The sequence below is a fragment of the Iningainema tapete BLCC-T55 genome (genome assembly GCF_014698965.1).
Taxonomy (GTDB): domain Bacteria; phylum Cyanobacteriota; class Cyanobacteriia; order Cyanobacteriales; family Nostocaceae; genus Iningainema; species Iningainema tapete.
In genome coordinates this window covers 89,009-100,910 of sequence record NZ_JACXAE010000110.1, presented here as the reverse complement: position 1 = coordinate 100,910, position 11,902 = coordinate 89,009, and the positions used below count along the sequence as shown (strand labels likewise).

At 43.5% G+C, this 11,902-nt stretch carries 11 protein-coding genes; 1 reads left to right on the top strand and 10 read right to left on the bottom strand.

All coding sequences use genetic code 11. The annotated features are described in order from the left end of the window. Positions 1 to 22: 22 nt before the first annotated feature. The 10 genes from ICL16_RS36540 to mnmA all read right to left on the bottom strand — a co-directional run bounded on the left by ICL16_RS36540 (position 23) and on the right by mnmA (position 10,910). A complete protein-coding gene (locus tag ICL16_RS36540) occupies positions 23 to 1,414 on the bottom strand; it encodes a hypothetical protein (protein ID WP_190836481.1) in 1,392 nt (463 codons plus the stop codon). A gap of 2 nt (positions 1,415 to 1,416) precedes the next feature. Continuing rightward, entirely contained in the window at positions 1,417 to 2,067 is a 651-nt protein-coding gene (locus ICL16_RS36535) for an FHA domain-containing protein (protein ID WP_190836480.1), read from the bottom strand. A 2-nt stretch (positions 2,068 to 2,069) separates the two neighbouring features. Next, positions 2,070 to 3,347: a vWA domain-containing protein gene (locus ICL16_RS36530; protein ID WP_190836479.1), complete on the bottom strand. Its 1,278-nt coding sequence runs from the start codon at positions 3,345 to 3,347 to the stop codon at positions 2,070 to 2,072. A gap of 96 nt (positions 3,348 to 3,443) precedes the next feature. Beyond that, positions 3,444 to 3,917: a PDDEXK family nuclease gene (locus ICL16_RS36525; RefSeq protein WP_190836478.1), complete on the bottom strand. Its 474-nt coding sequence runs from the start codon at positions 3,915 to 3,917 to the stop codon at positions 3,444 to 3,446. Further along, positions 3,914 to 4,417, bottom strand: a complete 504-nt coding sequence (locus ICL16_RS36520; protein WP_190836477.1) for a hypothetical protein — start codon at positions 4,415 to 4,417, stop codon at positions 3,914 to 3,916. Before ICL16_RS36520 ends, ICL16_RS36525 begins: the two co-directional genes overlap by 4 nt. A gap of 13 nt (positions 4,418 to 4,430) precedes the next feature. After that, positions 4,431 to 5,081 carry a ParA family protein gene (locus ICL16_RS36515; protein WP_190836476.1) on the bottom strand — a complete coding sequence of 217 codons (651 nt, stop codon included), beginning with the start codon at positions 5,079 to 5,081 and terminating at the stop codon, positions 4,431 to 4,433. 63 nt (positions 5,082 to 5,144) lie between these two features. Continuing rightward, positions 5,145 to 6,224 (bottom strand): PP2C family protein-serine/threonine phosphatase, encoded by a 1,080-nt coding sequence (locus tag ICL16_RS36510; protein ID WP_337907194.1) that lies wholly within the window; start codon positions 6,222 to 6,224, stop codon positions 5,145 to 5,147. After that, complete coding sequence (locus ICL16_RS36505) at positions 6,187 to 8,379, bottom strand: serine/threonine-protein kinase (RefSeq protein ID WP_190836474.1); 2,193 nt, start codon at positions 8,377 to 8,379, stop codon at positions 6,187 to 6,189. Before ICL16_RS36505 ends, ICL16_RS36510 begins: the two co-directional genes overlap by 38 nt. Before the next feature lie 183 nt (positions 8,380 to 8,562). Continuing rightward, entirely contained in the window at positions 8,563 to 9,804 is a 1,242-nt protein-coding gene (locus tag ICL16_RS36500) for a hypothetical protein (RefSeq protein ID WP_190836473.1), read from the bottom strand. A 53-nt stretch (positions 9,805 to 9,857) separates the two neighbouring features. Then, positions 9,858 to 10,910 carry a tRNA 2-thiouridine(34) synthase MnmA gene (gene mnmA / locus ICL16_RS36495; RefSeq protein WP_190836472.1) on the bottom strand — a complete coding sequence of 351 codons (1,053 nt, stop codon included), beginning with the start codon at positions 10,908 to 10,910 and terminating at the stop codon, positions 9,858 to 9,860. A 122-nt stretch (positions 10,911 to 11,032) separates the two neighbouring features. On the opposite strand from mnmA, the gene ICL16_RS36490 reads away from it, so the two are divergent. Then, the gene (locus ICL16_RS36490) at positions 11,033 to 11,809 is read left to right on the top strand and encodes an SPOR domain-containing protein (protein ID WP_190836471.1); all 777 of its coding nucleotides are present in this window, start codon (positions 11,033 to 11,035) and stop codon (positions 11,807 to 11,809) included. Positions 11,810 to 11,902 lie beyond the last annotated feature (93 nt).

Below are 11,902 nucleotides of genomic sequence, written 5' to 3'. Positions count from 1 at the left end.
CACATAGAGCAAAGATTATAGATTAAACATCGTACTCCTTGATCCGGGGCAGCAGTCCGAATAGCGTGAGCAAGGAAATCGCGACGGCTACAACTGGGGCAACAATCTCAAAACCTTCCACATCCTTAAACCCCTGTGCAACTGCCTTTTCAAAAGCTTCCTTGTTGATATCTTGAGCTTTAGTGTGTTCCTTCTTGAATTGGTCGAACGCCCAATTTGACTCGCCTTTGTTGTAACCTGTAGATAGAGCGATCGCTTCTGTATGCTTACCACTTTGTTCCAACTGGCGGATTTGTTGGTTAATAGTTAAGTATGTGCCGAAATTAGACAAAGTTGCCAAAGCTACTTCTTTTTCACCAGGGAAGCTGATATTGTTGAGAACATTAGCCATCAAGCCTGAGAACCCATTCACCTGGTTGGTTTGCTTAAATGTAGCTACAACTGTCTCAAATGTTTGACCGTTACTTAATTTAGCTATTTTAGCAGCTTTGTCAAAAAAAGCTTGCTCGTGTTTGGCGGCAAATTCTTTATCGATTAAATAGCGACTTTCATCAGCATTGATACCGTAAGCCAAAGCGCGAGCTTCTCGCAGCATATACAGCGATGCAAAAGCATCCTCTTTTGCTACCTTCAAATTGTGGGAGCTAGAGAGCAATGCTTTAGTTGTGTATCCAAGAAAAACGAGCAAAATTACTGTTCCCGCCAACAGCATGGGATTAAGAATACGACGCATCCGATAGTTGAGGAACAGTTGAATGACGAACAGTATGCTAAGCAAGAGTAAACTAGATGTAATGACGAAAAATAAAGCTTGTGCCGTAGCAAACCGCTGCTCGTTATAAATAATTTCCAATTGTTTCCAGTTGACTAGCTCAAGGGCATCTGCTGCTGGTAAAAGCTTCTTATCCATAATTTCGGCTGCTTCTCGGTAAGCACTCACCACCCCTTGAGTATCACCACGTTCGTTAAAATCCCGCGCCCGCTGAATCTTAGCTATGTATTCGCCTAATCCCAGTTGCATAGTCTCAATGGGTTTGCGCTCTGCATCACCGTAGGTAATATTTTGGGCAGCAGCAATAATGCGATCGCTAAAAGCTCTACGTCTTTCTTCATAATCTTCAATAGCACGAGGATTTTGCCCTGGCTTCACAAGTAGTTCGTTCACAGCGTTAGCATCCATACCCAACAAGCTATCCTTAAGTCGCTGGGCAAGAAGAATACTTGGTGCTGAGTCTTTGCCAACTGTCTGGATGGCGTGACGCTGCTTTTGCACACCAGTTAAAGTGGCAAGGGCAAGCAGCAAACTAGCACCCCAAGTAACGTATAAACCTGCTTTGAGTAGTTGAGGGGTGGTAATTTGCCTTTTTGTCGGGATTAAAAAGCGTTGTGTGGAAAGAGTTTTTATGTTAATCATAATTAATAAGATTTAAAAGTGCTTCTTAACTTAAGTCGAGTCCAATGTCCAAGAGTAAACTCGTCACCGTCTTTAATTGGTACATCAACCATTGGAGTTAGTTCGACGCCGTTTAATTTAGTGCCGTTAGTAGAGCCGATATCACGCAAAATAAAAGTCCCGTCTGGCTGACGATTTAGCAATGCATGACGTTGGGAAACAGCGCTGTCGAAATCAAGAGCAACTTCTGGGTATACACCTCGTAATGTACTGTTGCGCCCAATTAGGTTGCTTTCCTTGTCGAGCTTGAAGGTAATAGGTTGTTGCACAGGTGCTTCTGGGCTTTCTGGGCTGCGCAGTGAGGGATCGACAATGGCGATAATTTCTAGAGATTGGGTGTTTCCCTGCTCCCCCACTCCCCTACTCCCCTCCTCAAGAGGCGGTACTTCTCCATGTGTCTTGGTGACAAAATTGTATCCGCAAATTTCGCAGAAGTCGCCGCTACTGGGGTTGTGTGGTGCTGTACAGGCAGGGCAGGTAATTTGTAGAGACTTCGTATTTCGCGTCTCTACAGTTATTGTTGGAACGGGAGTACCTTGGATTTTTGTGCCGCATTCTGAACAATAATCTGGTTCGGTTGAGGAGTGTCCTTTTGGACATTGATAGATAGACATAGCTAGGATTTGGGAATGCGGGTGGTTTTGGTAGAGCGGGTTTCTAGTGCCATTGCGTCTTCTAGTGCTACATCTCGTTTCAGTCGCACTGTGCCAGTTGCTGGATCTTCGATCTCGACTACTTTTTTCAGTAATTTTGCGGTTGACTCGTTGCCAGATTCATGCGCAAGTTGTACTGCTCTTCCTAGTTTGGCTGTGGCAAGTTCTATACTGCCGCGATCGCGTGCTTCTAATCCTTCTTGGATTGATTGCGCTAGTTCTGCTTGTCCAGTATAATGTGCGACTCTTCTATCGATTTTGGTAGATTTGGCATCGTCGTCTGTCCAAATTGCCAGAATACGTGCTTCGGCAACTTTTGTTTCTACGTCGTTGGCGGTGTAAATTAAACTGGCTCTACCTGCTAACATTTCGTCGCCTACATTACCTGGCTGTATTTGAATACAGAAGTGGTAGTCGCGGGATTCGTTGTTACCCCAAGCACCAGTTGGGTAATCACAAACTTGGGGTTTAACTACTTTGGCACGGTTGCTCAGATCGACAATATCGGGGCTAACCTGTTTGCAAAATAGCACTTTAGCGCTTTGGGGAGTCCACAGGCGTAGCGCCACATCGCTGACGTTTTTGCTCATGGCTTTTGCTAAAATTGTTTGGAAGTCAGCTTCAATCATTGCCGCGTTGGGGATAATGTCTGTTGTTCCCAGTAGTTTTGCGGAAATGTGTTGTAGCTGTTTTACCCGCCAATCTGTTCCCACACCGCGACAGTCACACTGGAAAACTCCTTCACATGTTTGTAGAACTTTCAGCAGTTGTGTTTCGTCTGACTCGTCGTTTTGCCCATCGGTAAGAAGCAGCGCTTGACGCAAGGCATTAGGCATTGTTTCAAATTGTTTTAAGGCTTCAAACAACCATTTAGAAATTACCGTGCCACCATTTGCTGAGATTTTTTTGATCGCAGCGCTCGCTCGCGCTTTATTATCAGGAGTAGCTTGTGACACCGGAAAAATCAGATGAGCTTTACTTGCTCCGGTAACAATAAAGAAAGACGCATCATCAGGCAATAAATCCACGATTTTCACCATCGCCCCCTTAGCAGCCTGAATCTTCTCACCCCCCATTGAGCCAGAGATATCGCAGATAATTCCAAACAGTCTGCCCACCATAGGAGCCGCCGCTACTCCTTCGCCACCTACATTCGTAACTGTCATAATCGCATGGACTTCCTTCGCTCCCTGCGTTAAAAATTGGTTTTGAAATACTTCAGCTTTAAATTGAGTAGTCATAGAATTTTATTCAATAAATAAGATAATGTATGTACTTTAAAACCTGTTACTGTTTTTTTAATTAAAAATTTTAGGTTAAGGGAAATAATCGTGCATTTACTGAAGCCATTTTTCAATCCCCAAGTTACGTAGTGGTGGCAAATCTTTTATTGCTTGCTCAAATACTGAAGTTTCATTGAAGTAATCATATAAGTTTAATAAGTGTATTTTGATCCACTTTCTGTGATAGACATTCGTATGAATTTCTTCAAACTCTTTCAATCTTGGCTCAAACCCCCTTGTATAACCAGTTGCTGATAGTACAACACCTATATCTGCTCTATGACGTACAAGTTTTGCATACAGGTTATCAGCATAATCTGCATCCAAAGGCTGACTTTCTAATTTGGATTGAAAATATATTTTGCTTCCTTCAAGGAATCCAACTCCATCAATGCCACCATCTTTACCAACTCTACCAGGTTCTAGTCCTAGATGAGCCGCTGCACGCCTCCCAAGTTCTCCCTTTGTTGATGGATCAAGGCTAATAATTGCGTCAATTAGTTTTCTAGTTACCCAGTCGTTTGTCATAGATGTTCATTATTTGTTTTAGCATTAATCAATCGCTCATGCAACAGTTGAATACCTATTACAACACACTGAGAAAGTTGATTTGTTGCGCCCGACTCTTTTAGTCTATGTAAAGTGTCTGGTGTAACTTTTATTTTGAGCGAGTGTGAACCAAGACTACTAGGATACTCTTCAAGTTTGCTCACAGACACTTGCTTATTTTGAGCATAGAAAAGAGCATACTTAATTGCCGAATTTAGGGTAACTTCAAAACCTAATCCTAAAGCTTTGCGGATTGCTCCTGCCATATTTTCTTGAGCTTCGGTAATCATGATCGTGAACTGTGTAGGTTTTTCAACCTCATTAATCGGCTGAGTCGCCTCTGCTACAACTTGTTCAACATAAGCTTTTTCAGCTTCAATTTTTTGATTGTCTAGCTGATTCTCTTTTAAGTTATTAGATAGAGATTGATCTGCTAATGAGTTAGCAGTGTTTTGAAGCTCTTGATTTTCTAAATGCATATATATTACTCCTCTAAATTTCTAAAATTGAACAAAAATCTTGATACAAATCTTCACAACCTGTATAATCCCAGATATATTTTCTATCTTCATAAACAGCAAGAGACATTTCATCTTGTAAATCTCTAATAGCTAAAGCTACACGACAGGATTGCGGTTTGTCTTGAACTTGTTTTAGAGCTTCCAAAACAACATCTTGCTTCACTCCAAGAGGAACAATTATTACTTCAAAAGAATAACCGTATTTACTTTCAAGTAAAGCAACCGCTGAGAGAACTATAGGTAATTTATTTAATGCTTTCCGTCGCTGAGATTTATTAACTGGGATGAGAACAACATCAGGTTGATTGTAAATAATTGCGTGAATTGTATTCAAAAATTCACTGTCAATATCAATTACAATGTGGTCATACTCTTCCAAATTAACAATATTTGTAATTTTTTGCCGCTTCTGATTATCAAGAATTGATAAGCTATCCCCAACCTTTAATAATTCATACTGATTGGGCATTCGATTTGCGTAAAATTGCCATGAGTCTGCCTGATCGTCACAGTCTATTAGAAGGGTTGTTCTACCTGACTGAGAGCTAAGTACTCCTGCCGCATGGATAGCCAACGTTGTCTTTCCTACACCTCCACTATTATGAGTACAGAGAATAATCAATTTGTTCCTCCAGCCAGTGATAACGATACCATTTTTGTGAAATTATTAAAGTATATATTGACACTAACATACTCCTAAAGATAGTATAGCAACGCTGATATTGTCATGACCGCCGGAGCTTAGAGCAAATTGCACCAACCGTCGCGCCACAGCAACCGCATCCTTATCACCATTGACAATTGCCTCAAGTTGTAGTAGCTCCGGCGTGTAATTCCATAGTCCATCGGTACACAGCAGCAGATGCCCAGAACCGGGAATTTGAAAGTTGACAATTGAAGGTTCCGAGTTCTCCGCATCTGCCCCTAGCCAACGGGTAATCGCATGAGCATGAGGCGATTTTCTCGCTTCAACTTCGCTCATTTCACCCACCGACACCACATCATTAAGCCAAGAATCGTCCTTAGTTAATTGCTGTACGCAATGAGGAGAAATCCAATAAGCGCGACTATCACCCAGCCAACCAATAGTAGCGGTGCTGTCAACAACTACCGCCGCAACAATAGTAGTTGACGGCGGCTCAGTCCCCGTAATACTAGTGTACTCAATAGCACATACAGATGTCATTGCCTCAGCGATCGCCACCTTCATCGCATTTTGTTGAGACGCTTGCCCCCCGATATTCGGGGGGTTAGGGGGTTCAACAGCATTAGTCAGCGCCCTACAGGCAGTTTCCGCTGCAGCCTTAGCAGCCAATTCAGGAGACTGGGAACTCGAAACACCATCGCAAACAACAAGAACATAAGTATTGCGATCAATACAAGCGCAAGCAACATAGTCTTCGTTACGCTGATGTCTTAACCCTCGATCGCTCACACCAGCCAAATTGACACAAGGCACAACCTCAAACCTATCATCCTGCAGATTTTCTTGTCGAAATCCACACCTGAAACAAAAGCCATCAGCATCAATTTCCTCTAGTGGCGCACCACATTTTTCACATCCCCCTGTAGATGAGATGACATTCAAAGGTGTACCGCATTCTTCACAAAAGCGATCGCCAACTTGTACTTTAGTGCCACATTTTGAACATTGCATAGGAATCAGGAGTTGGGTTCTTCTTAGCGCCTTAGCGTCTTTGCGTGAGACAAAAAATAATCCAAAATCCTTAAAACAGAGTTTTTGGACGTACACGGTTAGCTTCATCAACTAGGCGAATCTTCTCGTCTGCAGTTGATAGGTGTGCCATATCGCGCAGGGCTTTTTCTAACCCTTTGCGTAGATACACTTCCTGAAGTGACTGACCCATAATTGAGACATCGTTTGTGGGCGAAAGTACTTGGGAAGTGAGCAGATATAAGGCAGTTTCTAATACCTGCTTTGTTAACTGGTATCGTTCCATACCCTTAATAGTAAGTGCCTCAATAGCGGTTGAAGCTTCTTGAAGTTCTTTCGCTCCAGGAGGGGAATGGGAAGTATCAATCAGTGAACGGGCAATTTCCACACGCGATCGCGTATATAAATTAGCAGTGGGCGGTACGCGCTCTAATGCAGCTACTGCACCCTTTCTATCTCCTGTCGCGCATCGGCAACGAGCTAGACCAAACGCTGCCGAAATATAATTGGGATCGGTACTGGACACTATGTCATACATGTGAATTGCTAGTGGAAAATTACCTGCACTTTCAGCAGCTAAACCAAGTGCTAATTTAGGAACCAGTTCCCCAGGTAAGTCAAAGTAAACTTGATCGAAAGTGGCTTGAGCTTCCTTGGCTTTGCTCTGTGCCATTAAGCTTCGTCCCCTGTACCACAGTACTCGCCAATCCCAAGGATCTTTTTGTTCAACTTGCTGCAAAATTTCTTCTACTTCGGCATCACTACCTGTGTCAATCAAACTGTTTGCCAAACGAAGCAGTGCTTCTGATGAATCAGGAAACTGCTGGATAACATGTCTTAAACTAGTAACTCTTTGATAGGGATCGGCAATTGCACTGGCGTTAAGTACTGCGTTGAAACCAGGTTCAGTGGTATCCAGCATCGGCATGGGCAACTGGTGATAGTCGGCTTTGATTAAATCCAGGTGGCTACTGTTTGTCAGTGCCAGCATGTCGCCACCAAAAAGCTTACTAGAGGCTGGGCGCGGTGTGTTTGTTTCTGTGGCAACTATCTCTCGCAGTACACCAAGTAGTTGTTCTGCCATTTCATCAGCAGACTGAAAGCGCTCATCGGGATTTGCTGCTGTCGCTTTAAGTAAAAATCGATACAGTGATTCTTGTTGGGCGAACAGCGGTTCTTCTTGGGGACTGGGCAGAGTATGTAAATGTTCTTTGCTAAACCCTTTGATGTTGGTAAGCAAAACAGCGAGAGTTCTACCAATGGTGAATAAATCTGATACTACGGTAGGTCCTTCACCTGCTTCCGGGGCGCTGTAGCCGACAGTGCCGTAAATATCTCCATCTGGATCGTCAATGCGTCGCACGCCGCCCAAGTCGATTAACTTCACATCGTTGTCTTCAAGCATGACGTTATCTGGCTTGAAGTCGCAGTATACTAAACCCAAGGAGTGTAGGTAAGCAAAAGCACTTAATATTCTGTGAATATACGCTATTGCTTCTCCTACTGGTAACGGTCCTCGCTCTTTACGAATTTCTTTCAGCGTCTTGCCGCCAACATACTCCATGACGATGAAACCTTCACTACCATGATTGACAAAGTTGTAAATGCCAACGATGTTAGCGTGTTTGACGGCTGCTAAAAACTGACGTTCTGCTACCGCTACTGCGGCACTCGCAGCATCTTCGCTGTTTAGCAAACCTTTGAGTACTACGTAACGAGACAGTGTTTTGTCGAAGCCTAAATAAATCCAGCCTAGTCCACCGTAGGCGATCGCTCCTTTGACTTCATATTGTCCTACTACCAAATCTCCTCGTTGGAGAGAGGGTATAAAGGAGTACTTTTGTCCGCATTTCGGGCAAAAGCCTTTCTCTCGGTTCAGGGAGTTGTTGCAATTCGAGCAGAAGCGTTTGTTTTGAGGAACCTTCGCCTCTGCCATGATTGCTTTTTCTGGTTCTGTCGAAGGCAGTTCTGGCACAGATACAAGTCCAGCACCAAGTTGCTTGCGGCTGCTTCCTTTGGAGGTATGGCTCGTGCGCCGGGAACCTTTGGAGCGGTTGGTGAGTGGCGAGGAACCTGTGGTAGTACTTGCGCTTGGTGATGTCACTGTTTTTGTGGGAATGCTGGCACGTAGAGACGTGCCATGGCGCGTTTCTACATTTTTGGTTTCAGCATGTCCGCATACGTTACAATAGCTATCTTCGATGATGCCGTTACACCCTTTACGTTGACAGCTTGCGCCTTCCATTGAGAGTTTCCTTTGGAGTCAGAGGTGAAGAATTAAATTGGAACCACAGATGTACACAGATGAACACAGATAGAACATCTGTGTGTATTTGTGTTTATCTGTGGTTTTATGTTCATACAATTGACTTTTATTCAAGATTGATTATTTAGGCGTTTTTAATTAATGGGTTAAATCTTTTTTAACTCATATTTTGTTTTTTGATAAGAGACGTTCCGACGGAACGTCTCTACAGCGTTTCTCGTATTGAGATACTAACTCTGCGGCTTTAGACAAAGGGGTTGGTTGGGTGTAAAGAAGTTGTTGAGCTTGAATTGCTAGTTCAGCTAGGGTGCTATCTTCTGCTAGTCCCCGCGCTAGGGCTTTGGCTTTGAGGGCGTCGAGTCGTCCGCGCAACTCTGCTCTTGTTTCTAAAGGTGCTTTGTTTGCTGCGTATACTTTTTGGGTTACTACAATATATTCCTTCACTTTGGCTGTCCAGTTTTCCAGACCGATACGCACTGGATTTATCAAACCTTCGTTAAATTTTGTTTCGAGTCTTTTTAGCCATGCGGAAAGTGCGTCAATCTGCTCGTTTGCCAAGGGTGTTTGTAACGTGGAATGGTCAACTACTTTTAATGTGCTATCTTGAAAAGCTGTGGAAGCTTGGCGATGAAGTTCGAGCAATTGTGATTGTAATTGGTAAGCTTGAGCAAAACTCTCTCTTATCTGTGTTTGCTGTTTTGCTAACTCTTCCAAGGTTGTTTTTACTCGCTCTATCTGCGGCTGAATTTCTGTGGTAAAATCTTCTCTAACTCCCAGTGGGTCTGTTTCTATTCTGTGACGCAGGAAATTAATCTTTTGAGTGGCGTCGCAAAGTTCTGGTAGCGAATCTACGCTTAGGGAGTCAGCCAAGTTTTGCAGATGCTTTATTTCGGCTTGTGCCATATTCAGCATAGGTTGCAAGCGCGTCCAAGCTTCGTCCACAGCTAAAACCACAACTTTTGCAACATCGAAGGCGTTTGTCATTAACTGTAGCAAGTCTTGGGGAGCGATCGCATTACTTATTTGTGCCGCGCTGAAAAGACTTCTTTGTGCCAATGGCGTTTGTACAACTGCTAACTGAATTGATGGTGTGGTGAGAATTTGTTCAATTTCTTGGAGCTTTTGCTGTGAACCTATAAACCGTGGTATTGATGAGCGCAGTTGATTTGCTTGATTGATTGTGTTTACAAGTAAGTCGAAATACCCAAACAAGTCGTTCATCGCCTTTAGGGCGGGAGAGACACGCGCATAGGTAACACCCTGTAGAGACGCGACATGTCGCGTCTCTACACCAGTCAGCCGTTGGTAAGTCGGCAATCCATGTAAGTCGATCAGGTTTTGACTTACATGTTCGATTTTTTTGTTCCACTCAGCTAGTAATTGGTCAATTTCGTCAAGAGTCATAGGAATGGGGCATGGTAATCAATAATTTATTTCTACTCCCTATTCCTTATTTCTTAGCTTAATGGTTCAATTATGCCGCCACCCAAAACTTTTTCCCCGTCGTACCAGACTGCGGCTTGTCCTGGGGTTATACTGAACTGGGGTTCATCAAACACTAGGCGCACGCGAGAGTTTTCTAGGGGAATGATTGTAACTGGTACAGCGGGTGAGCGATAACGAATTTGCGCTTCAGCTTTAATGGGGGTTGAGGGTTCGGCAATCGATACCCAGTTTACCCTTCCTACTGTACATTCTGGTTGTGTTGCTTTGGTGCGATCGCCTACAATTACTTTGTTGTTCACCGCATCCAAGCCAATCACATACAACGGTTCAGGGGCAGCGATACCTATCCCTTTGCGTTGTCCTATTGTGTAATGATGGACACCATCATGTTGCCCCAATACTTTGCCTGAGGCATCCACAATTTCCCCTTGTTTGGGTGCTAGATACTTGTCAAGAAAAGCACGCATCGAACCGTTACTTTCTACTAAGCACAAGTCTTGACTTTCCGGCTTATCTGCGGTTTTTAACCCGTATTCTGCCGCAATACGCCGCGTGTCGCTTTTTTCCAATTCTCCTAGAGGAAATACGGAACCTGCTAATAAATCTTGCGACAAGTCATAGAGAAAGTAAGATTGGTCTTTATTGCGGTCAACTGCTCGCAGTAACTGGTATCTTCCCGTAGTATCATCATAGTGAATGCGGGCATAGTGACCAGTCGCAATTTTGTCAGATGCCAAATTACGCTTTGCATATTGCAGCATGGGACCAAATTTTACAGTCTTATTGCATTGGGAGCAAGGCAATGGGGTGATACCAGCACTATAACCAGCTACTAGGTAATCTACAATGTTAGTCTGAAAGACTTCGCGGATATCAACGATGTGATGGGGGATGCCCAGTTGTTCACAGATATAAGCCGCGTCAATCATGCCTTCAGAGCAACACTGTCCCTTCCCTTTCATCAACCAAAGGGTTAAACCAATTACCTCATAACCTTGATTGTGGAGGATGGCAGCAGCGGTGGAACTGTCAACGCCACCGGAAAGACCAACTACGATGTTCATACCTGTAAAAATTGCTAGGCAGCTAACTCTAGGCTAACATTTTGTAGTCTTATTGCCTGCTGTTTGAAGATGATTAATACTGTAGTGTAGATTAACACAGATAATGATCTCAATGTTCTGCTGTGACTGTCACTATGTTGAGCGCAATACCAAATCAACTAATCGCATTTACTCATTTGAGCCGAGCATACTGGATAACATCTTTGTTACTGGGGGGGTGGTTGGCGCTTATCCCTCACTTGACTACGCAGGCGCAAATCAAAAGTGACGGTGTTTTACAAGCTCAAGTCATTGATTTTGTACCACCTCCTCCCTCAAATAACGAACCATTACCACCACTACCAGTAGATCGAGATGGTTATAGGGTTCCGCCTGTAAACACAAATCCCCAAAGGTATTATCAAAATCGAGCTGGTTACAAAGTTTTCATTAATAGTAGTAGCTATCAATTACTGCAACAAGTGCGCAATCAAGTTGATCGAGGAGCTTTTAGAACCAGTTATCAAGGACGTTCCGTAATTCAAGCTGGAGCATTTAGCACACGAGCAAGTGCTAATAGGCGTTTGGAGCAACTACGAAGTATAGGTATATATAATCTCAGCAGTACTTACACAAATAACGGTCAAGGTAGACCTAACTTACCAGATCAAGGCGATTATAGCAGGCGTTCTCGGAATTATTACGTGGTGATTCCTGCTCTTGGGGAAGATTTATTTGCCCTGCGAAACCAAATTAATCGCAATGTTGGACAAAATAATATAGAGGTGGTTGCTAGAGAACAACCGCGAGGACCTCATGTAGCTGTTGGACCTTTTTATCAGCGATCGCTTGCCGAACAATGGAATAAATATCTACGAGATCAAGGCTATAGGGGCGCTAGGGTTTATTACGGCAAGTGAAGAGAGTGAGGGAGTGGGGGAGTAGGGGAGTTTGTGAGAGAAATTAAGCGTTTTTGTACCCAAGATTCTTTTGTTTGGTTAATAACAATGTTG

Bases quoted from the DNA above. Each gene is read 5' to 3' on its own strand.
- ICL16_RS36500 (WP_190836473.1), bottom strand. From the start codon at position 9,804: ATGACTCTTGACGAAATTGACCAATTACTAGCTGAGTGGAACAAAAAA.
- ICL16_RS36530 (WP_190836479.1), bottom strand. From the start codon at position 3,347: ATGACTACTCAATTTAAAGCTGAAGTATTTCAAAACCAATTTTTAACG.
- ICL16_RS36510 (WP_337907194.1), bottom strand. From the start codon at position 6,224: ATGAAGCTAACCGTGTACGTCCAAAAACTCTGTTTTAAGGATTTTGGA.
- ICL16_RS36520 (WP_190836477.1), bottom strand. From the start codon at position 4,417: ATGCATTTAGAAAATCAAGAGCTTCAAAACACTGCTAACTCATTAGCA.
- mnmA (WP_190836472.1), bottom strand. From the start codon at position 10,910: ATGAACATCGTAGTTGGTCTTTCCGGTGGCGTTGACAGTTCCACCGCT.
- ICL16_RS36540 (WP_190836481.1), bottom strand. From the start codon at position 1,414: ATGATTAACATAAAAACTCTTTCCACACAACGCTTTTTAATCCCGACA.
- ICL16_RS36535 (WP_190836480.1), bottom strand. From the start codon at position 2,067: ATGTCTATCTATCAATGTCCAAAAGGACACTCCTCAACCGAACCAGAT.
- ICL16_RS36505 (WP_190836474.1), bottom strand. From the start codon at position 8,379: ATGGAAGGCGCAAGCTGTCAACGTAAAGGGTGTAACGGCATCATCGAA.
- ICL16_RS36525 (WP_190836478.1), bottom strand. From the start codon at position 3,917: ATGACAAACGACTGGGTAACTAGAAAACTAATTGACGCAATTATTAGC.